This window comes from Mesorhizobium sp. M1182 (assembly GCF_040318335.1).
In the GTDB taxonomy this organism is placed as follows: domain Bacteria; phylum Pseudomonadota; class Alphaproteobacteria; order Rhizobiales; family Rhizobiaceae; genus Mesorhizobium.
Genome location: NZ_JAMYMD010000019.1, coordinates 1 through 26,884 on the forward strand (window position 1 = coordinate 1; position 26,884 = coordinate 26,884).

32 protein-coding genes are annotated in these 26,884 nt (G+C 61.6%); 6 read left to right on the plus strand and 26 right to left on the minus strand.

Going from position 1 to position 26,884, the window contains the following annotated elements; genetic code table 11:
- From NKH33_RS20910 to NKH33_RS20925, 4 genes are all read right to left on the minus strand, one after another.
- Nucleotides 1-85, minus strand: an 85-nt coding sequence (locus NKH33_RS20910; RefSeq protein WP_352921340.1) for a CsbD family protein, incomplete at its 3' end; no start/stop codon positions are given.
- A 186-nt stretch (nt 86-271) separates the two neighbouring features.
- Nucleotides 272-1,318 (minus strand): NAD(P)-dependent alcohol dehydrogenase, encoded by a 1,047-nt coding sequence (locus NKH33_RS20915; RefSeq protein WP_352617375.1) that lies wholly within the window; start codon nt 1,316-1,318, stop codon nt 272-274.
- Between the two features lie 643 nt (nt 1,319-1,961).
- Nucleotides 1,962-2,801: a succinate dehydrogenase/fumarate reductase transmembrane subunit gene (locus NKH33_RS20920; RefSeq protein ID WP_352921248.1), complete on the minus strand. Its 840-nt coding sequence runs from the start codon at nt 2,799-2,801 to the stop codon at nt 1,962-1,964.
- Nucleotides 2,802-2,998: 197 nt separating this feature from the next.
- Nucleotides 2,999-3,196, minus strand: a complete 198-nt coding sequence (locus tag NKH33_RS20925; RefSeq protein ID WP_352617385.1) for a hypothetical protein — start codon at nt 3,194-3,196, stop codon at nt 2,999-3,001.
- A 152-nt stretch (nt 3,197-3,348) separates the two neighbouring features.
- Here NKH33_RS20925 and NKH33_RS20930 point away from each other — a divergent pair, with 152 nt between their 5' ends.
- The 3 genes from NKH33_RS20930 (at nt 3,349) to fghA (ending at nt 5,071) form a co-directional block, all read left to right on the plus strand.
- Nucleotides 3,349-3,615, plus strand: coding sequence for an AbrB/MazE/SpoVT family DNA-binding domain-containing protein (locus tag NKH33_RS20930; protein ID WP_352921249.1), 267 nt, complete (start codon nt 3,349-3,351; stop codon nt 3,613-3,615).
- Nucleotides 3,612-3,995 carry a PIN domain-containing protein gene (locus NKH33_RS20935; RefSeq protein ID WP_352617369.1) on the plus strand — a complete coding sequence of 128 codons (384 nt, stop codon included), beginning with the start codon at nt 3,612-3,614 and terminating at the stop codon, nt 3,993-3,995. Before NKH33_RS20930 ends, NKH33_RS20935 begins: the two co-directional genes overlap by 4 nt.
- 224 nt (nt 3,996-4,219) lie before the next feature.
- Nucleotides 4,220-5,071, plus strand: a complete 852-nt coding sequence (gene fghA / locus NKH33_RS20940) for an S-formylglutathione hydrolase (RefSeq protein ID WP_352921251.1) — start codon at nt 4,220-4,222, stop codon at nt 5,069-5,071.
- A gap of 21 nt (nt 5,072-5,092) precedes the next feature.
- Here the strand turns inward: fghA and pqqE are convergent, their stop codons facing one another.
- The 8 genes from pqqE to NKH33_RS20980 all read right to left on the minus strand — a co-directional run bounded on the left by pqqE (nt 5,093) and on the right by NKH33_RS20980 (nt 11,983).
- On the minus strand, nt 5,093-6,214 hold the full coding sequence (pqqE, locus tag NKH33_RS20945) for a pyrroloquinoline quinone biosynthesis protein PqqE (RefSeq protein ID WP_352921253.1): 1,122 nt from the start codon (nt 6,212-6,214) through the stop codon (nt 5,093-5,095).
- A complete protein-coding gene (pqqD, locus tag NKH33_RS20950; protein ID WP_352541868.1) occupies nt 6,211-6,507 on the minus strand; it encodes a pyrroloquinoline quinone biosynthesis peptide chaperone PqqD in 297 nt (98 codons plus the stop codon). The genes pqqE and pqqD overlap by 4 nt, the downstream gene beginning before the upstream one ends.
- Entirely contained in the window at nt 6,504-7,262 is a 759-nt protein-coding gene (gene pqqC / locus NKH33_RS20955; protein ID WP_352617360.1) for a pyrroloquinoline-quinone synthase PqqC, read from the minus strand. Before pqqC ends, pqqD begins: the two co-directional genes overlap by 4 nt.
- Nucleotides 7,259-8,197, minus strand: a complete 939-nt coding sequence (gene pqqB / locus NKH33_RS20960) for a pyrroloquinoline quinone biosynthesis protein PqqB (RefSeq protein ID WP_352921256.1) — start codon at nt 8,195-8,197, stop codon at nt 7,259-7,261. The genes pqqC and pqqB overlap by 4 nt, the downstream gene beginning before the upstream one ends.
- Before the next feature lie 153 nt (nt 8,198-8,350).
- Nucleotides 8,351-8,446 carry a pyrroloquinoline quinone precursor peptide PqqA gene (locus NKH33_RS20965; protein ID WP_101918690.1) on the minus strand — a complete coding sequence of 32 codons (96 nt, stop codon included), beginning with the start codon at nt 8,444-8,446 and terminating at the stop codon, nt 8,351-8,353.
- A gap of 216 nt (nt 8,447-8,662) precedes the next feature.
- Complete coding sequence (locus NKH33_RS20970) at nt 8,663-9,526, minus strand: substrate-binding domain-containing protein (RefSeq protein WP_352450664.1); 864 nt, start codon at nt 9,524-9,526, stop codon at nt 8,663-8,665.
- 1 nt (nt 9,527) lies between these two features.
- Nucleotides 9,528-10,052, minus strand: a complete 525-nt coding sequence (locus tag NKH33_RS20975) for a c-type cytochrome, methanol metabolism-related (protein ID WP_352474919.1) — start codon at nt 10,050-10,052, stop codon at nt 9,528-9,530.
- A 155-nt stretch (nt 10,053-10,207) separates the two neighbouring features.
- On the minus strand, nt 10,208-11,983 hold the full coding sequence (locus NKH33_RS20980) for a methanol/ethanol family PQQ-dependent dehydrogenase (protein WP_502895714.1): 1,776 nt from the start codon (nt 11,981-11,983) through the stop codon (nt 10,208-10,210).
- A gap of 195 nt (nt 11,984-12,178) precedes the next feature.
- On the opposite strand from NKH33_RS20980, the gene NKH33_RS20985 reads away from it, so the two are divergent.
- Both NKH33_RS20985 and NKH33_RS20990 read left to right on the plus strand, forming a co-directional pair.
- Nucleotides 12,179-12,433, plus strand: a complete 255-nt coding sequence (locus NKH33_RS20985) for a hypothetical protein (RefSeq protein ID WP_352921258.1) — start codon at nt 12,179-12,181, stop codon at nt 12,431-12,433.
- A 346-nt stretch (nt 12,434-12,779) separates the two neighbouring features.
- The gene (locus NKH33_RS20990; RefSeq protein WP_023678826.1) at nt 12,780-13,133 is read left to right on the plus strand and encodes a hypothetical protein; all 354 of its coding nucleotides are present in this window, start codon (nt 12,780-12,782) and stop codon (nt 13,131-13,133) included.
- Nucleotides 13,134-13,236: 103 nt separating this feature from the next.
- On the opposite strand, the gene NKH33_RS20995 is transcribed toward NKH33_RS20990, so the two are convergent.
- Genes NKH33_RS20995 through NKH33_RS21010 form a run of 4 tightly spaced genes read right to left on the minus strand, consistent with a single transcriptional unit; the run spans nt 13,237 to nt 15,979 of the window.
- A complete protein-coding gene (locus NKH33_RS20995) occupies nt 13,237-13,977 on the minus strand; it encodes an ABC transporter ATP-binding protein (RefSeq protein WP_352617382.1) in 741 nt (246 codons plus the stop codon).
- Entirely contained in the window at nt 13,946-14,743 is a 798-nt protein-coding gene (locus NKH33_RS21000; protein WP_352921260.1) for an ABC transporter permease, read from the minus strand. Before NKH33_RS21000 ends, NKH33_RS20995 begins: the two co-directional genes overlap by 32 nt.
- Nucleotides 14,740-15,726, minus strand: a complete 987-nt coding sequence (locus NKH33_RS21005) for an ABC transporter substrate-binding protein (protein ID WP_352921262.1) — start codon at nt 15,724-15,726, stop codon at nt 14,740-14,742. The genes NKH33_RS21000 and NKH33_RS21005 overlap by 4 nt, the downstream gene beginning before the upstream one ends.
- Before the next feature lie 43 nt (nt 15,727-15,769).
- The gene (locus NKH33_RS21010; protein ID WP_352474627.1) at nt 15,770-15,979 is read right to left on the minus strand and encodes a hypothetical protein; all 210 of its coding nucleotides are present in this window, start codon (nt 15,977-15,979) and stop codon (nt 15,770-15,772) included.
- A gap of 358 nt (nt 15,980-16,337) precedes the next feature.
- Between NKH33_RS21010 and NKH33_RS21015 the strand changes: the two genes are divergently transcribed.
- Complete coding sequence (locus NKH33_RS21015) at nt 16,338-16,718, plus strand: c-type cytochrome (protein ID WP_352503280.1); 381 nt, start codon at nt 16,338-16,340, stop codon at nt 16,716-16,718.
- Nucleotides 16,719-16,779: 61 nt separating this feature from the next.
- On the opposite strand, the gene gph is transcribed toward NKH33_RS21015, so the two are convergent.
- The 10 genes from gph to NKH33_RS21065 all read right to left on the minus strand — a co-directional run bounded on the left by gph (nt 16,780) and on the right by NKH33_RS21065 (nt 26,787).
- Nucleotides 16,780-17,481, minus strand: a complete 702-nt coding sequence (gph, locus tag NKH33_RS21020) for a phosphoglycolate phosphatase (RefSeq protein WP_352541877.1) — start codon at nt 17,479-17,481, stop codon at nt 16,780-16,782.
- On the minus strand, nt 17,478-18,035 hold the full coding sequence (locus NKH33_RS21025; protein WP_352921265.1) for a thioredoxin family protein: 558 nt from the start codon (nt 18,033-18,035) through the stop codon (nt 17,478-17,480). Before NKH33_RS21025 ends, gph begins: the two co-directional genes overlap by 4 nt.
- A 40-nt stretch (nt 18,036-18,075) precedes the next feature.
- Nucleotides 18,076-18,762, minus strand: a complete 687-nt coding sequence (gene rpe, locus NKH33_RS21030; protein WP_352541879.1) for a ribulose-phosphate 3-epimerase — start codon at nt 18,760-18,762, stop codon at nt 18,076-18,078.
- A 62-nt stretch (nt 18,763-18,824) separates the two neighbouring features.
- Nucleotides 18,825-19,763, minus strand: coding sequence for a CbbX protein (gene cbbX, locus NKH33_RS21035; RefSeq protein WP_352617335.1), 939 nt, complete (start codon nt 19,761-19,763; stop codon nt 18,825-18,827).
- Nucleotides 19,764-19,770: 7 nt separating this feature from the next.
- Nucleotides 19,771-20,205 carry a ribulose bisphosphate carboxylase small subunit gene (locus NKH33_RS21040; RefSeq protein ID WP_352474618.1) on the minus strand — a complete coding sequence of 145 codons (435 nt, stop codon included), beginning with the start codon at nt 20,203-20,205 and terminating at the stop codon, nt 19,771-19,773.
- Nucleotides 20,206-20,223: 18 nt separating this feature from the next.
- On the minus strand, nt 20,224-21,717 hold the full coding sequence (locus NKH33_RS21045; protein ID WP_084641467.1) for a ribulose-bisphosphate carboxylase large subunit: 1,494 nt from the start codon (nt 21,715-21,717) through the stop codon (nt 20,224-20,226).
- 21 nt (nt 21,718-21,738) lie between these two features.
- On the minus strand, nt 21,739-22,818 hold the full coding sequence (gene fba, locus NKH33_RS21050) for a class II fructose-bisphosphate aldolase (protein WP_352507750.1): 1,080 nt from the start codon (nt 22,816-22,818) through the stop codon (nt 21,739-21,741).
- A 12-nt stretch (nt 22,819-22,830) separates the two neighbouring features.
- Nucleotides 22,831-24,852, minus strand: a complete 2,022-nt coding sequence (tkt, locus tag NKH33_RS21055; RefSeq protein WP_352921268.1) for a transketolase — start codon at nt 24,850-24,852, stop codon at nt 22,831-22,833.
- 10 nt (nt 24,853-24,862) lie between these two features.
- Nucleotides 24,863-25,735, minus strand: a complete 873-nt coding sequence (locus NKH33_RS21060; RefSeq protein WP_352831948.1) for a phosphoribulokinase — start codon at nt 25,733-25,735, stop codon at nt 24,863-24,865.
- Nucleotides 25,736-25,740: 5 nt separating this feature from the next.
- Entirely contained in the window at nt 25,741-26,787 is a 1,047-nt protein-coding gene (locus NKH33_RS21065; protein ID WP_352921270.1) for a class 1 fructose-bisphosphatase, read from the minus strand.
- Nucleotides 26,788-26,884: the final 97 nt, after the last annotated feature.

Here is a 26,884-nt window from a genome sequence, read left to right on the forward strand (position 1 = left end):
GATCATCGTCGGTGAGGTCACCCCACTGCTCTTTCGCCTTGCCTTTGAACTGCGTCCATTTTCCCTTGATTTGATCCCAGTTCATGTGTTCCTCCTTGCTTGCGCGCCAGCTCGCGTTGTTGAAAGCCACCTTTCAGGAGAAACCGCTCAGGCGATAGGCTCGGTTGATGCCAACAAAAACTGGGTTGCCAATGCCCTTGCTACAAGCCCGGAAGCCTACGCAACGCATCGAGGAGATCGGGAGGACAGCCCGGGGGCTTTGGAACTCGCCTTAATCCGGCAACAGAATCTGAAGCTTTACGTCCGCCGGCCGGGCTTCGACTGCGCGGTCGAAGGCGTTGATGGAATCTTCGAAGGGGAAGGTCGCCGAAATGAGTGGCTTTAGGTCGACCCGGCCCGACCCCATCAGCGCGATTGCCCGCTCATATTGGTGGGCATATCGGAACACAGTCTCGATGCGGACTTCCTTGGTCGAGGCGGTGGCGACATCGAATGCGATCGGCGCCACCGGCAGGCCGACCACCACTACCGCGCCACCGGGCCGCGGCAGATCGAGCAGGGTCTCCCATGCCTTGGACGAGCCCGAGCATTCAAACACCACGTCGGCGCCCCAGCCATCGGTCAGGCGCTTTACCTCCGCCGCCAGGTTCTTGTCGCGGACGTTGACCGGGATAACGCCTTGATAGCCGCCGGCGATGTCGAGCTTGGGTTGGGCGAGATCTGCAACAAGGGCGCGGGCGCAGCCGCCGGCGAGCGCCGCGATCGCCACCATCGTGCCGATCGGCCCTGCGCCAATCACCACCGCCGTGTCGCCCGGCGCGATCTTTGCTTTGGCAGCCGCCTGCATGCCGACGGCGAAGGGCTCCACCATGGCGCCTTCGGCGAAGCTGACATTGTCGGGCAGTTTGAAAGTGTAGTTGGCGGGGTGGACGACATAGGGCGTCAGCACGCCGTGGATCGGCGGCGTTGCCCAGAACCTGACCGCTGGATCGATGTTGTAGAGGCCGAGCCGGCTCGCCCGCGAATTGGGATCGGGGATACCCGGCTCCATGCAGACGCGGTCGCCGACCTTCAGATGCTCGACGCGTTCCCCCGTTTCGACGACGGTGCCGGCGGCTTCATGGCCCAAGACCATCGGCGCTTCGACCACGAATGGGCCGATGCGGCCATGCGTATAGTAGTGCACGTCGGAGCCGCAGATGCCCACCGTATGGATCTTGATGCGAACTTCGCCCGGGCCGACGGTCTGTGGCAGATCGATGTCACGCAGCTTGAGTTCGTGCTGGCGTTCAAGGACAAGGGCGCGCACGTTCGTCATCGACGTAGTCTCCTCTAAAGCTTATTGTAGGGGCCTTCGTGACCTTACTTGCACTCGGCGCGTTCATCATAGCCGCTCATTCACAGCTTCAAAATCCAGCTCGGAAAACAGGGGGGTTGCCTGATTCCGACTATTCGTACGAACTTCCCGGCCAAAGGACTTTGAAGGCCGGCCATGCCGCTGCCGAATGCCCTCGGCGGAATGAAATAGTCGTTCGCCCCGAGACTCCCCACTCCCCAGCCTCCAAGCCAGAAGACCGGCATCGGCCAGTCATCAACAGGGGTCCAGCAGGTGCGCGACACCCGACGCTACATGCCATGGAACGCTTGCCCAATCCGCTTCTGGTCGATGCGGCCCACCAGGTGAACGCAAGAAGTTCCCGGTTCGCTTCCCGCCCATAATGCTGCCGGCGGCTATGCGCTTCATTAACGTCATTCTTCATTCGAAGCGCTCAGGCCGGAAGCTGCCGTGCGTAAGACGCCAGGTCATTGCCCGCCGGGGATAAGTTTGCAGCTGGACAATATTGGCCAGCCGGGCGATCCCGGCATTTGGCGTTGCTTCGGCGAGTCAATACTGAGCCTGCGCTTACGCGCCATCCTTCTCGACAAGACCAACGGCTGGACCCGATCGAGTGCAAACGGGTTCAGTTGGTGCTGGTTGTGGCGGTGAACCCGCACTGCTTCTGTTCCATATCGATCTGCTTCGTGATGCGGACGGCGTTCTGTGCGTAGGCCTCCGTCACGGAGCCACTATTCACAGTCTTGTCCTTCAGCGGGCTCACGCCTGCGCAGAGGTGGAAAACATGCGGCTCGGTGGACTTCGCGGCTCCGTTCTCGGGCGCGATCCAGTAGACGACATCCTGACCGGCGGGGTGGCTCGCGTCCCGCGTCGCCGCCGCCACGGCGGCGGTGTCCGTCGCGATCGCCTGCGCCTGAGCGGCGACATCGGGCGAACAGGCGGTGGTGGGCTGCCCCGACTTGATCTGGGCTGCGCATGCGTTCATATCCTGGGTGTACTGTTCGACCGACGGGGGTTTGAAACTGATCCCCATGACTGTCGCGAGCACGGCCAGCGCGGCGCCGACGCCGCCGGCAACCTTCTTGGTCCGCGGATCCATGTTTTTGTCGGTGAGGATCAGGAAAACCAGCGGGAGGAAGGCAATCAGTGTGATGATTGCGCCGAGCTGGTTTTGGAAGAAGAACCTGGCTGCGTCGGATGCACGAGCCGGATCGTGCCTGTTGGCCGCCTTCCATAGCAAGTTGCCGGCGATTGCGAAAATCGCGATGCCGACCAGAAGGCCGATGACCAGCGGCAGGTGTCCCTGGTCGAACTTGTTCTGGCGAAGCAGCATAATTCCGTAGATCTCGCCGCCAATGGCGACGATCCACGAGAGTGCGGCGAAAAGGCGAAGACGCGTGGCAGAGGACTTCTGGCCCTGCGTCGCTTGCCAATCCTTGGTAACCTCTGGCTTGTTGTCGGTCATTGACCAGATCCCCTGATATCGACACTTCTGCGGGCGGCGTTAGACCAGAAGGCCAATCCGCCCTGCGCAGCGTCATTGAACGAGCGTCACCTGCCTTAGCGACACGGCGAAAATGTGAGCGCCAGGGCAGGCCTCATCTCCATTCATGATTCATATTGCGCATGAGTGAATCCGTCCATACCCACGCAGGCAGACGCCTATGCGGCGATGGCTTGTTCTTGTTGATCTCTGGTTAATCGAACTTGACGCTGTCTTCCCTCGCTTCCCGGCGGCGGTCGCGCCATTCCCGGCACCAGCCGAAGCGAATTGACGAGCCATTTTGAACGAGACAGCTCTAACGAGACAAACATTGAGGCAAGATCGACGCGGATAGCGGCCGCGGTGTTGGCTTGCATGCTGACCTCCAGGTGATGTTTGCCGACTTCACTCTGGCAGAGCGCTGGTCGCGATTCAGTCGCCGCATGGACGCCAAGCTTGGCCCCGACCATCTGCATTGATAATAATGCAGATTTGCATTGTCTTATCGCGATGAACAGGAATGTTTAACATGACAACGTTGACAGTGACGACAAGGGGACAGGTGACGTTCCGCAAGGACGTGCTGCAACATCTGGGCATCAAACTGGGCGAGAAAATCGAGCTTGATCTGCTGCCCGACGGTCGGGCGGAATTGAGGGCTGCACGGGCGAAGGGGTCGTTCCGGGACCTCCACGGCTTCCTCAGAGGCAAGACGAACGGCCGGGTGCTCAGCATCGAGGAGATCAACGAGGCGATGGCGGAAGCGGGCGCTGTGGCCGGGTCCGGCGAGGAATGAGGGTTGCGGCCGACACGAATGTGCTGCTGCGCGCCTATGTCGCCGATGATGAGGGGCAGGCGGCCATTGCTGTCGACCTGCTGGCCAAAGCGGACATCGTGGCCGTGAGCGTGAAGGCCTTGTGCGAGTTCCCAGGGTTCTGGCCCGGCAGTACCAGACAGAGCGCGAAAATTTGCCGCGGCGATCCGGGCGTTGCTGAACACCGCGAATGGTTGTCGTCAACCGGCCGGCAGTTTCCGCGGGGCAAAAGTCGATCGGTGGGTTGCGAAACCGCCGCTGACCAGGTTTGGCAAGTACTGGACGTCAAGCCGCATTTGCGCAGGGCTCGGCTTCCCGGAAGCATCGCCGATGCCTGCGCAGTGACTGCGTCGTTGTTATAGCCGGCATCGCCAACAATCGCCCAGCCTGGCCCATATGGCTTGCTGGCAACGCTGCGCCAGCGAGTGGCCTCTCGCGCCTTGCTGCGCCAAGACGGTCGGCGAAGGCAGGCCATCCCGGCTCCGATCAAGAGCCCCGCGCGCCAGCCGGCCCACCAAGGTTGCCGCGATCACCCTTGATGTCGTAGAGCCTACGGTCGGCGGTTAAAATTGGTGGAGAAGAATATATGCCAGAGCACCTGAAACTCGTCTCGACTGCCAAGTCGCATGGCGGCGCCCAGCATGTTTACTCTCATCTTTCGACGAGCTGCTCGTGCGAAATGACGTTTGCCATTTTCGTGCCTCCGCAGGCACGGGAAAGCCGTTGCCCCGTGGTCTGGTACCTCTCCGGACTCACCTGCACCCATGCAAATGTGATGGAAAAAGGTGAATACAGACGTATTGCCGCCGAACTTGGCCTGATCGTCGTCTGCCCCGACACCAGCCCGCGTGGTGTCGACATTCCGGATGAAAAGGACAATTGGCAGTTCGGCAGCGGCGCCGGTTTCTACCTCGACGCGACGCAAGAGCCGTATGCCAAGAACTATCGCATGTATTCCTATATCGTCGAGGAGCTGCCAGCCTTGATCGGGCGCGAATTTCCCGCCGATATGGCGCGCCAGTCGATCTTAGGTCATTCAATGGGCGGGCATGGCGCGCTGACGATCGCACTGAACAATCCCGCGCGTTTCAGAAGTTGCTCGGCCTTTGCGCCGATCGTGCAGCCAAGCACAGCCGGCTGGTCGAAGCCGGCTTTCGAAAAATATCTCGGCCTGGATGAGGCCTCGTGGCGGCGCTACGACGCCACTTCGCTCATCGAGGATGGACACCGTTTCCCGGAATTCCTGGTCGATCAGGGAACGTCAGACGGTTTCCTCCAGGAGGGCCTCAGGCCTTGGCTGCTCGAAGACGCCTGCTCCAAGGCAGGCATTCCGTTGAAATTGCGGATGCAGGACGAATACGATCACTCCTATTTTTTCATTTCGACATTCATGCATGACCATATGACGTGGCATGCCGAACGGCTTTCACGAGGCTAGGCCGTAGGAATAGGTCGGCAGTCAGGCGGGCTCGGTGACGACGCCGATGCGCCGGTAGACGAATGGTTCGTCCTTCGAAGGAATCGTCGCAGCGCGCTGGGCCTCGTCGATCAGCATTGCCATGCGCGCATGGATCGGCGATTTCGCGCAAGCCGGGTCCGTCGCGGCGGCATCGCCGGCGATTGCCATCGCCTGGCAGCGACAGCCGCCCCAGTCGATCTCGCGCCGCTCACAGTTGCGGCAGGGCTCCTGCATCCAGTCCGTGCCTCGAAAGGCATTAAATGCCGGGGAATCGGTCCAGATCGCGGCCAGGCTGCGTGTTCCAAAACGCTCGAAACTGAGCGACGGGATGGTCTGGGCGGCATGGCATGGCAGTACGGTGCCGTCCGGCGTCACCATGAAGGCGTCGCGCGCCCAGCCGCCCATGCACGGTTTGGGATAGATGGCGAAATAATCCGGCGTGACGAAATCTATGTTCATGATGCCGGTGAGCCGTTCGCGCGCCGCCGCGACGATCTCAGCCTGGCGGTCGACGGCAGCACGCTCGGGCATGAGTTGATCGCGATTGGTCAGCGCCCAGCCGGCGTACTGCACGTTGGCGATCTCGAGACGCTCCGCACCCAGCGAAAGGGCCAGATCGATGAATTCCGATACCTCCTCGATATTGTGGCGATGGATCGGCGCGTTGATGGTAAGCGGCAAGCCGGCCGCGCGAGCGCGGCGTGCCGTTTCCAGCTTCTTTTCGTGGCTGCCCCTGTGATTGCCGATGCGCTCGGTGGTCGCCGGCCGTGCGCCTTGAAAGCTCAGTTGCAGATGGTCGAGCCCGGCTTCGGCAAATGCCTCGATGCGGCCATCCGCAATGCCGACGCCGGCGGTGATCAGGTTGGTGTAGACGCCCCGCGCCGAAAGCCCGGCGATCAATTGCTCGAGATCGCGACGCAGCGTCGGTTCACCGCCGGACAGATGCACCTGGAGAACGCCAAGGTCGGCCGCCTGCGAGAACAAGTCGAGCCAGCTCTGCGTGTCGAGTTCGCGATTGGCCTTCAGCAACTCGAGCGGATTGGAGCAATAGGGGCATTGCAGCGGGCAGCGATGCGTCAGTTCCGCCAGCATGCCGATCGGAGGGAGAGGGGGCTCGCTCATAGCTTCACCAGCAGCTTGTCCGACCATTCCTGCAGGAAGGCGACGACATCGGCCGCCACAGCCTCCCGTTCGGCATCATAATCTGCGGCAAGGCCGGCAATGATGTCGCCGACCGTGGACCGCCCATCGCAGCGGCGCAATATGTCGAGGCTTATGTCGTTTGGCCAGAACACCTTTTCGGGCGACAGCACGGCGAACGCCTGGCGCACGGGGTCATGCTGTATGCGCACGTGCTTCGGCAGCGATGGAACCGACTGCAGCGACACCATGGCTCTTTCGCGCAGTGCCATCATTGGGCTGCCTCCGGACGGAAGGCGCCGGGCGGGATATTGCCCGGCTCGCCATAGGCGTGTTGAAGCGCGTCGAGCATGGCCCAGAGTATATCGCATTTGAACACCAGTGCATCGATCGCGTGCTGCTGGCGTTCCGCCGCGTCGGCATGTTCGAGCACATAGGCGAGGGCGAAGTCAGCGTCGCGCGAGGCCTGTTCGGGCCGTCGGGTGAAATAGGCCAGCGTGTCCTCGGTGATATAATCGTATTTGGCCAGCATCGCGGGTACCCGCTCGCCGATGATGAGCGGCGAGAACATCTCGGTCAGCGACGACGCGACCGCCTCCAGCAGGGTCCGGTTCGTGCAAAAGGAGAGGTAAGCGCCAACCGCAAAACGTGTGGCCGGCAGGGCCAGCCTCTCGCTCTTCACCGCGTCGGCATCGAGACCGAGCGAGGTCGCCAGGTGCAACCAGCGCGCAATACCGCCGCTCCAGCCGTCCTCGCCGTCATGATCCTCGATGCGTTTGCGCCAGGCGGCGCGAAACGCCGGATCCTCGGCATGCGCGAGGATCATGGCGTCCTTGCGCGGAATGACCGCCTGATAGCAATAGCGGTTCAGCGCCCAGGCCTGCATCTCGGTCCTCGACAGCGCACCGCTGGTCATCCTGTGATGGAAAGGATGGCGGTTGTGATAGCGCTCGGCACCGACCTGCCGCAGCACGGCTTCGAGCTCTCTGGAGGACAGGCCGTTGCTGGCCGCGTCGTGGAAATCACTCAAAGTTCCATCTCCATCCCGTCGCAGGCCACTTCCCAGCCAGCCGCTTCGACGGCTGCATGCTCGGCAGAATTCTCGTCCAGAACAGGATTGGTGTTGTTGATGTGGACGAAGACACGGCGGCCGATCCTCACATCGGCCAAGCCGGCGATCGACCCCGCGTCTCCCGACATTGCCAGATGCCCCATGCGTGCACCGGTCTTTTGGCCGACGCCGGCAGCAATCATCTCGTCGTCGGTGAAGACCGTGCCGTCGAACAGAAGGCATGCGGCATCGGCCAGGCGCGTGCGCAGGGTCGCATCGATGCGCGCGCAGCCGGGGATGTAGAAGACGGAGCCGCGACTGCCGGCTCCGGCGATACGGACGCCGATCGTGTCGCCGGCATCGGAGCTGAAATTGGCATCCGGCTGGCCTCTTTCTTCGAGATAGAGGGCTATCTTCCCGGGCACGGGAAAGCTCTCGACAGCCACCCCGGTGTCGTGGCCGTCTGCGTCGCAGATCGACAGCTCTTGCGCCGGCGGCAAGATGCGTCGCGGCACGAGCGCCGGATCGAGGACATTGAAAATCGAATTCTCCTTCAGCGTAACCAGAACCTGTGTCGTTGCATAGATAGCGAAAGGCTGCCGCTCACGCAGGCTGAGCAGGCCGGCGACATGATCGACATCGGCATTGGTCAGCACCACCGCGCGAATAGGTGTCGAGCGCAGCGGCGCATCGTGCCCGGGCTGCAATTCAGGCGTTGCCGCGATCTGCTGGCGAATGTCGGGCGAAGCGTTGAACAGAACCCAGCCGAGTCCATCCGCCGACGCGGCGACACTCGATTGGCTTCGTGAATGCACGCCAGCTACCCCGGTGCGAGCCGCACGGCTCAGACGATAATTGCAGTTCCATTGCGGAAAGCCGCCGCCGGCCGCCGATCCGATGATTCTCAAGCGCATGAAAACGCCCGCCCCGCGGCTTCTCTGACCAGCAGCCAATTTGCAGCCGCAAAAAACGGCCCGCCCGCTTTGCGCGCCTCAAACTCTTTCACGAAAATCCCATACGGCAAGGGGATGCGTGCCCCTGTTGCCAGGGACACGCACCTCTGCGGCCTACTTCTTGGGAGTAATTTCAGCAGGCAGATAGCGCGAAATTTCAAAGCCCGCAGCAACCTGGCACATGGTCGGTTTTGTCCAGCTCTTCTTCATAACATTTCTCCTCTTCTACCAGCCCGAAGGGGCCGATCTGGTGGTTAGCCAACCATTGCAGGGCACCGAAGCAATGGCTCGTCCATCACGTTCTCAAAATGGACAAATGAACGCAAGGTTTTGAAAGACCGAAAAACAAAAAAGTATCGAAAGTAGCTGTAGTCTTCTCTTCAATTGTTCATCGCATAGGTTTTTCCTCCTCCTGACCCATCCCAACTATTGCGTAATCGGATTGTCGTGCTCGTCGATCAGCGGCACATTGTAACCCAGCAGGAGCTTGGTGATCTCCGCCTGGTTTTCCCTGATCACCCGGTTTAGCGTCCGTTTCCATTCCTGGTCGGACGGACGTACACCCATGGTAATGCGGTAGGACATGCGCGAGCCGGTTTTTTCCTTCAACAGCGGAACAATGGTGACATCGGCTCCGAGTTCCCTGGCATAGTAGCCCGCCATCGGCCCCCACAGGACCGCCGCGTCGATCTTGCCGGCGAGCATGTCCTTGATCATGACCTCCCCCATGGAAGGGGTGACGCGCGTATCCACCGCCAGCGGGTAGATCTTGGCGGTCCGCAGAAGCTTGTTGGCGGCCATGTTGGCGGTTGGCGGCGTGCTTTCGACGACGCCGATTCTCTTGCCGGAAAGTTTCGGGTCTTCGATCGTCTCGATGCCTTCCATGCCGTTGCCTTTGGGGTATACGAGCACATAGGCGGAGCGGTAGTAGGCGTTGGTGTTCTGCACCAGTTCATCGCCTTGGGCGTAGCCCATGATGATGTCGCATCGATTGGCCCCCAGCGTATTGCGCACAAAGCCGGTGACAGTGGGAAACCACGTGTAAGCGACTGATTTCCGCCCCGTCTTCTTGGCAACCAGTTCAGCCAGCTTGTTTTCGAAGCCTTGGCCGTTCTTGTCGGTAAAGGGCATGTTCGAGGGATCTGCGCAGACGCGCAGAATGTCGGGATCGACCAGTTCGCCCGCAGCGCCAAGCCCGGCATTTTGCGCCAGAACATTCGACGGCAGCAAGGCGAGCGCGCCGAGGATCGGCAGAACGACACGCAGCTTCGATGCAGTGCAGCCGGTCATATCATCCACCCATGCAGGATGCTTCGGCATCCTTGGCTGCCTGAGCCTTGTTTTCGTGCTTGGGCGGCCTGCCGCGGGGTGCCGCGCCATCGGCGCGCGCGCGCAGATAGACGTAGAGATCGTCCAGGTAACAATAGACGTTCTTGTTGTCGCCAAAGGCGGGCATGACGTTTTCCTTGCCGCCGCCGACATTCTTGCGGCCCTCGGCGACGATCGACAGGAACGTGGCGTAATCCATGGTCTTCAGGCTATTAGCCAGGGCAGGCGCATAGCTCGAACCTGTGGCGTCCTGTCCGTGACAGACATGGCAATCTGAGTGATACCGGCGGTACCCGCTAAAGGTGTACCAATCGACGGTTCCGTTTTCGATCTTGTAGGTCGGATTTCCGTCCGCATCTAAATATTTGCCTCCTTCTTGCTTCACCGCCTTGGCTTTCTCCATGCTGTCTTCGGCCCGTACCAGACTTGAGCTGGCCAGAGGCAGCAGGACCAGGGCGAGAGCGGAAACTGCAATGCGAACGATCATTCAGGCTCTTCCTTCGTTTGCCAGAAACCCTGGCTGCCGTCGTGCAGCGGCATTGATCGGAGTTGGGTGCGCGGCGCAATCGAGAGCCCGGTTCCCGGCTTCGGGGTGACCCGGGCTCTCGTTTTCGAACCTAGCCGTGAGGCTCTTGCCGGTTATCAGTCCGGGAGGCCGAAGACGGTGAGCTGGCCGCCCAGCGTCGTATAGTCGGCAAGTGCCGCATAACCGCCGACGGCACCCAGACCGGCGGTTCCAACGACCGCGGCCTGATCGCCCTGCGCACGGCCCTGATCAACGGCGCCATGCCAGGCGGCGGCGTTGTCGGGCGAAAGCAGCCCACCTGCCAGACCGATACCGGCCCATCCACCGACGCCGGACAGAACGGCGACGTACTGCTTGCCGTCATGCTCGTAGGTCGTGATGTTGCCGATGATGCCGGACGGGGTCTTGAACTTGTAGAGTTCCTTGCCGTCCTTATCGACCGCCTTGATGTAGCCTTCGAGGGTACCGTAGAAGACGACGTCGCCATCTGTCGCCAATGCGCCCGACCACACCGAGAACTGCTCGGGCTTCGACCAGACGATCTCACCCTTGGCTGCATCCCAGGCAATGAAGTTGCCCATGTTACCGTCACCGCCGGGCGCCGCATACATCGACACGGTGGCGCCCACATAGGGCTGACCGGCGGTGTAGCTCACTTTGTAAGGCTCATAGTCCATGCAGACATGGTTGGTCGGCACGTAGAACAACCCGGTCTTCGGCGAGTAGGCGGCCGGCTGCTGGTCCTTGGTTCCAAGCGCGGCCGGGCAGATACCGGTCGAGTTGTTGTCTTCGCCGTTCTGCTGGGTCGAATACTTGGCCACGACCTGCGGGCGGCCATACTGGTCGCTCTTGGGATCCATGTTGACTTCCGTCGCCCAGTTCACTGCCGGATCGTATTTCTTGGCGACGAGAAGTTCGCCGGTGGCGCGATCCATTGTGTAGGCAAAGCCGTTGCGGTCGAAATGCACCAGCACGTCGTGCTTGGCGCCGTTGACCTCCATGCCATCGACGAGAATCATCTCGTTGATGCCGTCATAGTCCCACTCATCATGCGGGGTCATTTGGTAGAGCCATTTGGCAACACCGGTATCCGCATCGCGAGCCATGATTGTCATGGACCAGCGATTGTCGCCTGGGCGCTGGACCGGGTTCCAGGTCGAGGGATTACCGGTGCCGTAATAGACCAGGTTCAGCTTGGGATCATAGGAATACCATCCCCATGTCGTGCCGCCGCCCGTCTTCCACTGTTCGCCTTCCCAGGTGTTCGTGCCGGAATCCTTTCCGACAGGCTTGCCGAGATGGGTCGTCTTCTCGGGATCGAGAAGGGTGTCTGCGTCAGGACCTTCCGAATAGGCTTTCCAGGCGAGCTTGCCGTCTTTCAGATTGTAGGCGGCCAGCCAGCCGCGAACACCGAATTCAGCACCGGAGACGCCCACGAGCACCTTGTCCTTGATGACTACGGGTGCCGACGTGCCGGATTCGCCCTTTCCGCCGTCGGTCTGGTCTCCGTTCTTGACAGACCAGACGACCTTACCGGTCTTGGCATCGAGCGCGACGACGGTGGTGTCGGCCTGGTTGAGAATGATCTTGCCGTCGCCATAGGCAACACCGCGATTGACTGTGTCGCAGCACATGATCGGAATGACGTTCGTGTCCTGCTTGGGCTCGTATTTCCACAGGATCTTGCCGTCATTCTTGAGGTCCAGAGCATAGACGTTGTTTGGGAAAGGCGTGTGGACATACATCACGTCGCCGATGACCAGCGGCCCGCCTTCGTGACCGCGCAGCACGCCGGTGGAAAAGCTCCATTTGACCTGCAGGTTCTTCACATTGTCGGCAGTGATCTGGTTGAGTTTGGAATAGCGGGTGTTGGCGTAGTCACCCGTCTGCATCGCCCAGTTCTTCGCATCCGATGCGAGCTTTGCAAGGTCTTCATTGGCCGAAGCCGTATAGGCAGCGCCGAGCGATAAAAACGCCGCGGTCGTCAGAATGTAAGTAGTTTTCGCAAGTACACGCATCCAAAATCCTCCCGGGTTCGCAGTGAAGAATCGACCGTCAAGCCCCACAAGGGCTTGCCCAAGCAATTCATGTTGGGAAGTTATTTTCCGGCAGCTGTCACGACCTACCCCGAAGCAGAGGGCACCGTTACCGCCCGCCCCCCTTGGTCTTCGAAAGACTGCCGCCGCTCCCTGATGACGGTGGCGCTCTTGAAGCCGGAAACAGGAAAAAGCTATGTCATCGTAAAAGGCCAGGCAAGCAAAAACCTACAATGGGTCGCTGCGCTGCAATATCTATATGGTGCGATGCAATATCTAGAAACAATTAAAATAAGCGCCGCGTGAAGAACTAATAAGAGGATGACCGCCAGCCGCGATATATATAGCAAACATATTGTTCGCGTATTCTCGAGGTGATACACATTTGACTTTATTTCGATATATTCTGCAGGGCACTTACGAGTAAGTATGCGGGCGTCTCGCTCGTTGCCGATAGTGAGCGAAGCATGAAATGAACGTATGAAGGAGGGTGCGCAGCGGGTCATGAAGCGGGCTCTTGTCGGTCGATAGGGCATTCCTCCTTTGGTCCTATACGCAGGCCATGGGAGCTTGACTGGCTTTGCGGCACGTCGCCAATTGGAGCGATGACCCCGTCTGGATGCATGGTGTCCAGGCCAACTGGAGGTTCCTCATGATAAGGTCTGTTGGATCTCTCACCTTGCCGGTGGCCTTTGCGGCGACGCTGGCTTTTGCCAACTTGGCCAACGCCGCGGGAGACTACCCGACGGCAACGATTGCCGACTACGTGCTCGGCTGCATGCAAACAAATGGCCAGACACGTCAGGCGCTTGAAAGCTGTTCCTGCTCGATCGATGTTATCGCCTCGATCCTTCCTTACGATCACTATGAGAGGGCGGAGACCTTCAAAAGCATGTCGCTGACGACAGGGGAGGCGGCAGGGTTGTTTCGCGAAAGCGCGCCAGCGAAGGCGGCGCGCACGGAACTGAAACGCGCGCAGGCCGAAGCCGACGTACGTTGCTTTTAGTCAGGCGGAACAGGCACGCGTGGCCGTGCGCCTCACAGTCCCGCCGTTTCTATGGCCATTGGCTGCGAAATACCTTGCAATCCGCGTTCGAGCCGTAAGGCGATCAGGCCACACCCGGAAATTTTTGCTGGAATGACCGCAAAAGGTCGCTCATCACCTGTGGATTGCGATGTTGTCGCGGCACTCTTACGTCGAACATGCCGAGCACGTGGGCTGGGCGCTGCGCAAGCACGATGATGCGGTCCGACAGCATCAGTGCCTCGCGCAGATTGTGCGTGACCATCAAGGCGGTCGTAGGTCGCGCTGACCAGACGGTCAAAAGCAATTGCCGAAGCCGCTCGGCGGTCTGTTCGTCGAGGGAGGCAAAGGGTTCGTCCAGGAAAAGCACCGCCGGTTCGGTGGCGAAAGCCCTGGCCAGCGCTGCCCTGCGCGCAAGGCCGAGCGAAAGCTCCGCCGGATAGAGCGAGCGCATGCCGGCGAGACCGAGAGTGTCAAACAGCTCGTCGAGACTCTTCGCTCTTAGGCTTTTCGGCAGCGCCAGCCTGACATTCTGCTCCACCGTCCGCCATGGCAGCAAAGTAGGCTCCTGGAACACGGCGGCGATGCGGTTCGAGCCGCCTTGCGGCAGTTGGAAAGAGCCGGAAAAGTCTTTGTCCAGTCCAAGCAGGATGCGCAACGTCGTGGTCTTGCCGCAGCCCGACGGCCCAAGCAGGCAAGCGAATTCGCCCTGCCGGACCTCGAAGGACAGACCCTGGAGCGCCGTGATCGAGACGCCTTGCGCGGACCTGAAGGTCTTTTCGGCGATATCGACCCTAAGCGGGACGGCGGCGCCAACGGGTTGCATGTCGTTCAATGGGCTGCACCAGGAGAAGTTCGATGACAAGCATCACCGCCACGAAAGCCAGCGTGTAGGCGAGAATGGCGGCGACGTCGAAGAGCTGGAAATAGAGATAGATCTGGAAACCGACGCCATTGGAGCGGCCGAGCAGTTCGACCGCCAGGACGATCTTCCAGATGAGGGCGATGCCGGACCGCGAGGCCGCGGCAAAATAGGGCTGCAGTTGCGGCAGCAGGACATGGCGGATGCGCTCGAGTGGGCCGAAGCGGTAGACGGCGGCCATTTCGGCATAACGCGGATCAAACGCCCTGGCGCCTTCGCGCATCGTCACCACGACATTCGGGATCTTGTTCACGGCAACTGCGCCAATCGCCGCCGCCTCGTTGAGGCCGAACCAGATATAGGCGAGCACGATGACCACCAGCGCGGGAATGTTGAGAAACAGGACCACCCATGGACTGAAGAACCGGTCCACACCGCGGTGGCTCCCGAGGATGACGCCGATGACCGAGCCGATAATCATTGCGACGACGTACGCCGCAGCAACCCGTCCGAGTGTCGCGCCAAGGTGATAAAAAAGGTCGCCGCTCGCCGCTTCCCTGAGCAGCACCTGCCAGACCTGCCCTGGTGAGGGCAAAGCTCGGCTTTGCCACAGATTGGCCGCGAGGCTCCACAGCAGGCAAAGTCCCAGCAGGGAAACCGTTACCGTCAGCGCTGGCGTCAGCGCCGTCGCAAAGCCGGATCGACGCGACTTGTCTTCCGTTGCGGTCATTTCGCGAGTTCCGGCCAGAACGTGCCGGGCGCCATCTCGGGCGCCCTGCCAACCAGCTTCTCGCCGCCTATCGCGGCCAGCACGTGATAGAGTTTGCCCGCATCGACCGCTTCTTCGGCGACCGGCCGTCTGGGGATGCCCTGGCGATAGCGGTCGCGCAGTTTTTCCAGCTCCTTGCCTTCTGCGCGAATGAGCGGCGCCAGGCGCAGCCATTCATCATCGGATTTGGCCAGCAAGTCCTTGGCCTGCTTGGATGCCTTGACGAAGCCCCGGGCGGCATCCGGATTGTCGCTCGCCCATTGGTCGTGGAAGACGTAGCCGAGCGCCGACACGGGGCCCGAGGCACCAAGCGCTTTCGTCGCGTCATCCGCACCGATCAACCGGCGAAAGCCATTGGCCTCGAGCCGGGCGCAGAAATGCCAGAAATTGAGCACGGCATCGAGTTCGCCTTGCATCGCCTTTTCAGAAATCAGCGGCGGCGCGCCAAAGACGACGTCACAGGCTGTCGGCAGGTCGAGGCCGTGCTCGCGTCTGGCCAGCGCCTGGACCAGTAGCCAGCTCTTGTCGAGCGGGCCGCCGGCGACACCGATTTTCTTTCCTTTGAGGTCGGCGAGCGTCCCGATCGGCGATTCCTGCTTCACCATGATTGCCCCCACGGCGGTCGAATAAGGGGCCAATGTAAGGTCGCCGCCCTCGGAGCGCTGGCGCGAGACCCACAGCCAGTCGGTCACGATCATGTCGATCGCGCCGGCCAGCAGCGCGACGTTGGTCGCATCCTCCCCGGCGAAGTAGACAATCTCCAGATCGATCCTGTTGGCCTCGTCGAGCTTGTGGCGTTTCAGCGTATCGAGTTCCCAGCTCACGGTGCCGAACTTCAGGACACCAATTCGGACCTTAGCGGCCGCAAAGACAGCAACCGGCCTTGAGGCGAGGATGGCCGCCAGAGCCGCCAAGCGCAGCGTCGTACGCCGCGAAATCATCATGGCGTCTCCTCTTTCAGGGCCGTCGACGAACCAGGAATGTCGATCAAATCGCTCGTTCCTTGCTCGGAACGGCACATTTCCAGCGCACGACCTTGAGACTCGGATGTTCCTGAGACCATTTTGCGATCTCGGCGGGCGCCAGGAACATGCATTGGAACAGAGAGCCGCGGCTCTCGAAATAGAGATGTTCATCTCGGCAATTGCCCGGATTGGCGCTAAGGCACACCGTTAATACGAGATCGACCATGTCCATTTGGCACTTATCATCGCCTGCGCGGCGAACTCTCCAGAGTTCGTGCTTTGGAGTTGCGCGGATTCCTGAAGGTGCCCAAACAGCAAACCGGTTGGAGTGAGGCTACGCGTTCGGCCAACATGCGTCAATGATGTGGACCGCGTGTCGCTACACTTCCCGTCGCGCAGTCGGGAAACGAAACAGGACCTTTGTACGATTGACTTCCCTCATCGGCAGTCTAGCTTTTCGAGGTGTGCAGGTCCTGCCAGTCCGGGGAGGAAGGACGAATGGTTCGCTCTCCAGCTTTAAAACGAATGCCGGCGATCAAGGCATCGGCGTAAAGTGTCCCGGGCACTCACACGATCAATGAGGAAATGCCATGCGCGCAGTCGCATTTTTCGCCGCCGTGTCCGTCGCCACCTTTGTCACTACCCAGTCTCAGGCACAGGATGCCGCGGCGGGTGAGAAGGTCTTCGCCAAATGCAAGGTCTGCCACGTCGCAGACAAGGACCAGAACAAGGTCGGCCCGTCCTTGAACGGCGTCATCGGCCGAACGGCCGGGACGCATCCGGGGTTCAGCTATTCCAAGGCCATGACCGAGGCCGGCAAGTCCGGCGTCAAATGGGATGAGGCCACGCTGACGACCTACCTTCGCGATCCCAGGGCGATGGTCAAAGGAACCAAGATGGCGTTTGTCGGTCTCAAGAAAGACGAGGACATCGCCAACGTCATTGCTTATCTGAAACAATTCTCAAAATAACGCGGTACTGCCGGCGGTTGGACTGCGCTCGGCCGGCGTTGGCTAGGCTTTGCGCATGGGGTCACGCCGCGTCTTGCAGCCTCTGCATCGCGGACGGCAGATCGAACAGGCTGTCGCAAACGAGGTCGGCGCCAAGCTCTTCAACGGGAATTTGGCTGTATCCGCCACGCAGCAGAATGACTGCCATGCCGGCGGCGCGGGCGGCGGCCACGTCGGCGCTGCTGTCTCCGACCATCAGCGTGTCACGAGGTTCGACCTGAAGCAGGTCGAGCGCCAGCAACAGCGCGTCTGGCGCCGGTTTCAAGTATGTCACCGCGTCTCCGCCGACGATCGCGCCGAGATATTCCGTCAGCCGAAAATGCAGCAGGATTTCGCGCGCCGCCAGCTGCGGCTTGTTGGTCACCACGGCCATGGCTATTCCGCTCAAATGCAAGTGCGTGAGAACCTCCCTGACGCCAGGCATCAGCCCCGTGCGGCCGGTCAGATGCCTGCGATAGATCGGCGCCATGACGCGGTTGGCCTCATCGAGCGCGCTGCCGAGGAGCGGCGTGCCGGAAGCCGCGAAGGCTCGTTCGACCAGTTTCCTGATGCCGCCGCCGATCATGGCCTTGACCTGATCCAGCCGCAGCGGCGGCAGATCGTGGCCGGCCAGCAATTCGTTGACGGCGGCCGCTATATCAGGCGCCGAATCGACCAGTGTGCCGTCGAGGTCGAACAGGATCGCCTTGGGCGAGCGAAACGGCCTGACTGCGCCGACGTTCATGCAGCATCCTTCCACTTGATCGAACAGCCGATCGAAGCGATCTGGTCAAGCGGTCCGTCGCCGGTTCGGGCAACCTGCTTCATCGCCTCGAACAGGTCGCGCCTCAGCCTGGGCGATTCGGCGTCGCGTCGCGACGCGTCCAGCCGGCCGCGGTATTGCAGCGTCAACTCGCTGTTGAGCCCGAAGAAATCCGGGGTGCAAACGGCTCCGTAGGCGCGCGCCACCGTCTGGTGCTCGTCATGGAGATAGGGGAAAGTGAGGCCGTTCGTCCTGGCAAAGAGCTTCATGTTGTCGAAGGAATCATCTGGATAGGCGTCGCTATCATTGGAGTTGATCGCGACAAAGCCGATGCCTTCGGCCTTGAGGTCATTGGCGTCGCGCACCATGCGTGAAATCACCGCCTTCACATAGGGGCAGTGGTTGCAGATGAAGGCCACCACCAGCCCGTTCGGGCCGGCGTGGCTTAAGATCGAATGCGATGTGCCGTCGACGTCTGGCAAAACGGCGTCGATGGCTCGCCAGCCGAAATCGCAGACAGGTGGGATTGCCGCCAAGTTTTCCTCCGATGAAATGTTTGCCCTCCGATGAAAGGGTTTACGCCGCTTTCCGGATCGCCCCGTCGGCCGCCTGCCTGATGGCGCCGATATTGGCGCGATAGGCCGCCTCGGTGCCGCCCTTAAAGATGGCCGAGCCGGCGACCAGCACATTGGCGCCGGCCGCGGTGACCAGCGGAGCGGTTTCGGGCGTGACGCCGCCGTCGATCTCTATGTCGATCGGACGATGGCCGACCAGCGCCTTGACCCGCCTGACCTTGTCGACGACCGCCGCAATGAAGGCCTGGCCGCCGAAGCCCGGATTGACCGTCATCAGAAGCACCAGATCGAGCCGGTCAAGTACATATTCGATGACGCTTTCCGGCGTTGACGGGTTCAGCGACACGCCGGCCTTCTTGCCGAGATTTCTGATTGCCTGCAGCGAACGGTCGAGATGCGGTCCGGCCTCGGCATGCACCGTAATGATGTCGCAGCCGGCATCGGCGAAGGCGCCGAGATAGGCGTCGGCCGGCGCGATCATCAGGTGGCAGTCGAAGACCTTGTCCGTTCGATTACGGATCGCCTTGACCACCGGCGGACCGAAGGTGATGTTGGGCACGAAATGGCCATCCATCACGTCGAGATGGATCCAGTCGGCACCCGCCCGGACGACCGCTTCGACCTCGTCGCCGAGCCGCGAGAAGTCCGCGGAAAGCACCGAGGGCGCGATGATTGTCTTGCTATCCATGGCCGTCGGCTCCCATTCTGTCGTCCGTTTCCGGTCGCTGCACACCAACCGCCGTCATCTTGTCAGCGCGCCTTCGTCTCCGGTTCGCCTTCGAGCTTACCTTCCGCGAACACGCGGCTGCCGCGAATATCGGATTCCTCGATGGTGATAAGATCGATTTTCGTCAACGCCCGGTCGCGCGATGCGAAAAGCCGGCCGGCCTGGCGAAGCCGCGCCCGGTCGAGGCTATTGCGAACGGAGCGGGCGTTGGAGAAATGCGGCAGCCGCATGCGGATCGGGAGATACTCTTCGAGCGCCTTGGCCGCCGCTTCGCTGAGGCGGTAATTCTGTTCCGCCAGCATGATCTCGGCGATTGATTTGAGTTCGCTGACGCCGTAGTCCGGAAAATCGAGGTGATGGGCGATGCGCGAGCGCATGCCGGGATTGCTGTCGAAGAAGCGGTCCATCTTGTCCTTGTAGCCGGCAAGAATCACAACCAGATCGTCACGGTTGTTTTCCATGCATTGCAGCAGGATTTCGATCGATTCCTGGCCGTAGTCGCGTTCGTTCTCGGGCTTGTAGAGATAGTAGGCCTCGTCGATGAAAAGCACCCCGCCCATGGCGCGCTTGATCACTTCGCGGGTTTTGGGCGCGGTGTGGCCCACATACTGGCCGACGAGATCGTCGCGCGTCACCGCGACCATGTGGCCTTCGCGGACATAGCCGAGACGATGCAGGATTTCGGCCATTCTGAGCGCCACGGTGGTCTTTCCGGTACCGGGATTTCCCGTAAAGTTCATGTGCAGCGTCGGCGCGCCAGAGATCAGCCCGAACTTGCGGCGAAGCCGGTCGACTAGGAGCAGCGCCGCGATCTCGCGGATGCGGGTCTTGATGGGCTTCAGGCCGACGAGTTCGCGGTCGAGCTTGTCCATCACCTCGTCGATGTTGGAGGCCTCGAACTCGGCCTGTAGATCAACCGATTCGCCCTGCGCGGCAGCGCTCTTAGCTATCGCGTCCAGCATGGTTCGCCTAGCTCCGTTCGCCTTCGGGCCTGTCGGTCGCATAAGGCACGATCGAATAGCCCTGACTGCGGCCGTCACGCTCTTGGCGCAGCAGCCGGAACCCGGGTTCATTGGGTGGCCGGTTGACGATGAATGACATGCGCGGTGCTTCCCAGCCCTTGGTCGAATCGAAGGCGGTGACCCGGACATACATGTTGGGCATAGCTTTCCGGCAATTGTCGACTTCAAGCAGGATGCCCGCCGGGTCCCTCAGGTCGAACATCGGGTTGCCGTACATTTCCCAATAGGTGTTTCGCGGATGTGGATCGTCCGTGTACTCGACGCTGACCGCCCAGTGGTTTTTCAGTGCGTATTTGATCTGCGCCGAAATCTGCTCATCGGTTAGCTCGGGCAGGAACGAAAACTGTCCCTGCGTGACCTTGTTTCCGGGATTGGTCATCATGGCGACGGTTCCTTTCGTCTAGAAGCTCGGCGTTGCGGTTGGCACGAAGTCGGCCGTGTCGGTCGATTCGTAGTTGAAGGTGACGTCCTTCCACGTCTCCAGGGCCGCCTTGAGCGGCGTGCACCATCTGGCCGCCTGTTCGAGGATTTTGGTTCCTTCGCGCAGATAGTCGCGGCCCTCGTTGCGGGCGAGGATCATCGCCTCCAACGCGACGCGATTGGCCGTCGCGCCGGCCTGGATGCCGTCCGGATGGCCGATCGTGCCGCCGCCGAACTGCAGGATGACGTCCTCGCCGAGATAATGGATCAACTGGTGCATCTGGCCGGCATGGATGCCGCCGGAGGCGACGGGCATCACCTTGTTGAGCGAGGCCCAGTCCTGATCGAAGAACAGCCCGGTTTCGAGGTTCTGCGGCGTGCGCTCCTCGCGCAGCGTGTCATAAAACCCCTTGATCATAAGCGGGTCGCCTTCCAGCTTGCCGACCACCGTGCCGGCATGGATGTGATCGACGCCGGCCATCCGCATCCATTTGCAGATGACGCGAAAATTCATGCCGTGGTTCTTCTGGCGCGAATAGGTCGAGTTGCCGGCCCGGTGGAGGTGCAGGATCATGTCGTTGCGGCGTGCCCACTTGGCCATCGACTGGATCGCCGTGTAGCCAATGACGAGGTCGATCATGACGATGCAGGAGCCAAGCTGTTTTGCAAATTCGGCGCGCTCGTACATGTCCTCCATCGTGCCGGCGGTGACGTTGAGATAATGGCCCTTGACTTCGCCGGTGGCGGCCGACGCCTTGTTCACAGCCTCCATGCAGTAGAGAAAGCGGTCGCGCCAATGCATGAAGGGCTGTGAGTTGATGTTCTCGTCATCCTTGACGAAGTCGAGGCCACCCTTCAGCGCCTCGTAGACGACGCGGCCGTAGTTGCGGCCGGACAGGCCAAGCTTCGGCTTCGTCGTCGCGCCGAGCAGCGGCCGGCCGAACTTGTCGAGCCGCTCGCGTTCCACCACGATGCCGGTCGCCGGGCCCTGGAAGGTCTTGAGGTAAGCCACCGGGATGCGCATGTCCTCGAGCCGCAAGGCCTTGACGGCCTTGAAGCCGAACACGTTGCCGATGATCGATGCAGTCAGGTTGGCGATGGAGCCGGGCTCGAACAGGTCGAGGTCGTAGGCGATATAGGCGAAGTACTGTTGCTCGATCCTGGTGCCTGGACCTGTGTTCGGCACCGGCTCGGATTTGAATGCCTTGGCGCGGTAGAGCTCGCAGGCGGTCAGCCTGTCGGTCCACACCACGGTCCATGTCGCGGTAGAGGATTCGCCGGCGATGGCGGCGGCCGCCTCCTCGTGGTCGACGCCGGGCTGCGGCGTGATCCGAAACATGGCGATCAGGTCGGTCTCCTTGGGCCGGTAGTCCGGCTCCCAGTAGCCCATCTTCTTGTAGGGGATGACGCCCGACCTGTAGCGTTCCTTGCCTTCCTTGAGCGTGCCTGCTGAGGGCATGTCGATCTTGTTCATGGCAGGTCTCCTGTTTGCCGCTCAGGCGGCTTTCGCGGTTGCGATATGGGGGTCGAGCTTTCCTGCGGCGTAACGTTTCGCCATCTCATCCATGGCGATCACCCTGATCTTCGACGCGTGGCCTGCGGTGCCGAAGCGTTCGAAGCGATCGCGGCAAAGGTCGCGCAGGGCGTCCATGGCGGGTTTCAGGAATTTACGCGGATCGAATTCGCGCGGATCCTCCGTCGCAACGCGGCGGAACTGCCCGGCCATGGCCATTCGGCAATCGGTGTCGATGTTGACCTTGCGCACGCCGTAGCGGATGCCGCGCTCGATTTCCTCGACCGGGACGCCAAAGGTCTGGGGCATCTCGCCGCCATAGTTGTTGATGATATCCTGCAGTTCCTGCGGCACGGAGGAAGACCCGTGCATGACCAGATGCGTGTTGGGCAGCTTTTCGTGAATCGCCTCGATCACCTGCATGGCCAGGATGCCGCCGTCAGGCTTGCGGCTGAATTTATAGGCGCCGTGGGAGGTACCGCAGGCGATCGCCAGCGCGTCGACCCGGGTGGCGGTCACGAAGTCGACCGCCTGATCGGGATCGGTCAAAAGCTGGTCATGGGAAAGCGCACCTTCGGCGCCGTGCCCGTCCTCGGCCTCCCCCTGGCCGGTTTCCAGCGAGCCGAGCACGCCGAGCTCGCCTTCGACCGAAGCGCCGACCCAATGCGCCATGCGTGCGACACGTTCGGTGATGGCGACGTTGTAATCGTAGCTCGCCGGTGTCTTGGCATCCGCCATCAGCGATCCGTCCATCATCACCGAGGTGAAGCCGTGGCGGATCGCCGACAGGCAGGTGGCTTCGTTGTTGCCGTGATCCTGATGGATGCAGAGCGGAATGGCCGGATGGATTTCGGTCAACGCCTCCATCATTTTGGCCAGCATGATGTCATTGGCATAGGAACGGGCGCCGCGTGAGGCCTGGATGATAACCGGCGCATCGCAGGCCCTGGCGGCCTCCATGATGGCGAGGCCCTGTTCCATGTTGTTGATGTTGAAAGCCGGCACCCCGTAGCCGTGCTCGGCGGCATGGTCGAGAAGCTGGCGAAGGGTGATGCGGGCCATTGTCGGTTTCTCCTAGATGATGAGCTTCAGCGCCGCTGCCGCGACGGCTTCGGGCGTGATGTCGAAATGCCGGTAGAGATCCGGGGCAGGGGCGCTGGCGCCGAAACCGGCCATGCCGACGAAAGTGCCGGTGTCGCCGATCCAGCGGTCCCAGCCGAGCCGTGCTGCGGCTTCGATGGCAATGCGGGGCGCCGAGCCGAGGACGGCCTTGCGGGTGCCGGCGTCCTGCTCCTCGAAAAGCTCCCAGCACGGCATCGAGACAACCGCGGCGGCGACGCCGTGCTCGGTCTCCAGCCGTTCGGCGGCGGCAACCGCGATCTCGACCTCCGAGCCGGTGGCGATCAGCGTCAACGCGCGCTGCCCGACTGGCTCGCGCAGGATGTAGGCGCCCCGGCTCGACCGGTTCTCGTCGCTGTGTGGCTCGTCGCAAGGTGCTTGGCGCAGCATCGGCAGGTTCTGGCGCGAGAGCACCAGCACGCTCGGCCGCTTCTCGCTTCTCAGCGCCAGTTCCCAGCACTCCGCCGTTTCGATGATGTCGGCCGGGCGGAAGACGTTGAGGTTTGGCGTCGCCCGCAGCATCGCCAGGTGCTCGACCGGCTGGTGGGTCGGGCCGTCCTCGCCGAGACCAATGGAATCATGCGTCATCACATAGACGACGCGCTGGCCCATGAGCGCCGAGAGCCGCATCGCGCCGCGCGCGTAGTCGGCGAAGCACAGGAACGTGCCGCCATAAGGCACGAAGCCGCCATGCAGTGCGATGCCGTTCATGGCTGCGGCCATGCCGTGCTCGCGGATTCCATAGTGGATGTAGCGGCCGGCGTAGTCGCCCGGCGCGATGCGGTTCATACCCTTGGTGATCGTCAGGTTCGAATGCGTCAGATCGGCGGAGCCGCCGACGGTCAGTTCGGTTGCGCCATTGATCGCAGCGAGTGCCATTTCCGAGGCTTTTCGCGTTGCAACGTTGGTCGCCTTCCCGACATGCTCCTTGCGGAAAGCGTCGAGTGCTTCGAAGACCGCGTCGGGCAGGGCGCCGGCGACCGCGCTCTCGAAGGCTTGCCGCCGTGGGGAGGCGGCAACCCGATTCTCCCAGGCGCGGCGTGCCGCTTGACCGCGGCCGGCAATCTCGCGCCAGGCGAAAAGGATATGGTCCGGCACCTCGAACGGCGCGAAGGCCCAGCCGATGTTTTCGCGCGTCGCGGCGATCTCCGCATCGCCCAGCGGCGCGCCATGCGTCTTTTCCGAACCACCCAGATTTGGGGCGCCCTTGCCGATCACCGTGCGGCAGGCGATCAGAGACGGCTGGTCCGATTGCTGCGCCGCTTCGATTGCCGCCGCAACGGCTTCCGTGTCGTGGCCGTTCACCGACTGGACATGCCATCCAGCGGCTTTGAACCGCGCCGGCTGGTCCATCGATGTCGACAGGGAAGTGGGCCCGTCGATCGAGATCGCATTGTCGTCCCAAAAGACGATCAGCCGGGAGAGCTTCAGGTGACCGGCAAGATCGATCGCCTCGTGGCTGATGCCTTCCTGCAGGCAGCCGTCGCCGGCGATTGCATAGGTGAAATGGTCGACGAGATCGGCGCCGTGGCGGGCCGCCAGCATGCGCTCCGCCAGCGCCATGCCGACAGCAGTTGAAATGCCTTGTCCAAGCGGGCCGGTCGTCGTCTCGATGCCAAGCGCATGGCCATATTCCGGATGTCCGGCGGTGCGGCTGCCCAGCTGGCGAAACCGCTGCAATTCTTCGATAGGCATGTCTTCAAAGCCTAGCAGGTAATGCAGCGCATACTGCAGCATCGAGCCGTGCCCGGCTGAGAGCACGAAGCGGTCACGATCGGGCCAGTTGGAGGCCGACGGATCGATGTTGATGAAGCGGCTGAACAGCACCGTCGCGACATCGGCCATGCCCATCGGCATACCCGGATGACCGGAATTGGCCTTTTGGACGCTGTCCATCGCCAGTGCGCGAATGGCGTTGGCCATGTCGCGCTCCGAGACGGCGGCGACGGGCTTCAATGCTGCTGCCTGGCTGTTCATGGCGTCCTCCTCACGACACACGGTTCTTGCGTTCGATCAATTGCAGGATGAGCGGCGTCAGGATCAGCTGCATGGCAAGGTCGAGCTTGTTGCCGGGCACCACTATGGAATTCGGCCGCGACATGAACGAGTCGTGGATCATCGAAAGCAGGTAGGGGAAATCGATGCCGCGGGGATTGGCGAAGCGGATAACCAGCATCGATTCGTCGGGCGTCGGAATCCAGCGCGCAATGAATGGATTGGATGTGTCGACGATCGGCACGCGCTGGAAGTTGATGGCGGTCTGCGAAAACTGCGGGACGATGTAGCGGACGTAGTCCGGCATGCGGCGCAGGATGACGTCCATCACCGCCTCGGTGGAATAGCCGCGCGTTGCGCGGTCGCGATGGATCTTCTGGATCCATTCGAGATTTATGACCGGCACCACGCCGATCTTGAGATCCGCGTGCCTGGCCAGGTTGATCTTGTCGGTGACGACGCAGCCATGCAGGCCCTCGTAGAAGAGCAGGTCGCTCGGCGGAAATTCGCGCCATTCGGTGAAATGTCCCGGCGGCGTGCCGTACTGCTTCTCCTCATCCTCATCATGGATGTATGTGCGGGTCTTTCCGGTTCCCCGGCGGCCATATTGCTCGAATACCTCTTCGAGGATTGCCAGTTCATTGGCCTCGGCGTGGAAGTGGGTGAAGTTCGGATTGCCCGCCTTTTCCTCCTCGGCCACCTTCGCCTTCATCGTGGCCCGGTCATAGCGATGGAAAGCATCGCCTTCGATGAAGGCGGCCCCGATGTTCTCGCGCCGGAAGATCAGTTCGAAGATGCGCTTGACAGAGGTGGTGCCTGCGCCCGACGACCCGGTGATGGTAATGATGGGGTGCTTTGCCGACATGGTCTTCAGGCCCTGAAAAGGCCGCGGCGGCTGAACAGCGGCGCGCGCTCGCCGATGGCGCTCGGCTCGGTGTGGTAGCGGGTGATACGCGCGACTTCCCGCGCCGATCCGAAAACCATGGGCACGCGCTGGTGCAGGCTCTCGGATTCGATTTCGAGGATGCGGGTCATCGTATCGGTGGCCGCACCGCCCGCCTGTTCGACGAGATAGGCGATCGGGTTTGCCTCATAGACGAGGCGAAGTCGCCCCTGCCTGTAGCCCTTGCGCTTGTCGCCTGGATACAGGAATACGCCGCCTCGCATCAATATGCGGTAGCAGTCCGCAACCAGAGAGGCGATCCAGCGCATGTTGAAGTCCTTCTCGCGTGGGCCTTCGGTGCCTTCAAGGCAGTCGTCGATGTAGAGCCGCACCGCCTCGTCCCAATGCCGGTAGTTGGCGGCGTTGATGGCGAACTCCTGGGTTCGCTGCGGGATGATCCGGCTCTCGTAGGCCTGGACGAAGGTGCCGAGCCTGGTCGAGAGAACGAAGACATGGGTGCCGCTGCCGAGCGACAGAACCAGCGCCAGCTGCGGGCCGTAGATGAAGAAACCGGCGCCCAGCTGGTTCACGCCTGCCTGCAAAAACGAGGCGGCCGGATTCCTATCCGGCGCGCCAGTTGCAGGGAGAAGCGAGAAGACCGTTCCGATCGACACGTTGGTGTCGATGTTGGAAGAGCCGTCGAGCGGGTCGATGGCGATGGCAAGAGGCGCTTGCCTGTCGAGCAGCACCGGCTGCTCCAGTTCCTCGGAAGCGTAGAGCGCGACCGGAGCGTGGCGCATGGCGTCGAGGAAGATATCATCGGCGAAGACATCGAGATCCTTCTGGATGTCGCCGTCAGCATTGGCGCCGCGGGTTCCCGCAAAGGCGGTGCCGAGCACCCCTTGATTGATGGTGTTGCGGATCGTGGTGGCCGCCTGCGTCAGCTGACGGATGGTCGCCACGACGGCGGAGCGCAGTTCGTCCGGCTCGCCAAGATAGGAGTTCAGAAAAGCGTCGAGCGTTGCCGCTGGCATCGTAACCTCCCGATCCAGCCGCCTCTCCTCGGGTCGGCCGGATTGGGAAAGGAGAACAAACGACGCTGGATAAGTAAAATTCAATAACTTTACTCAG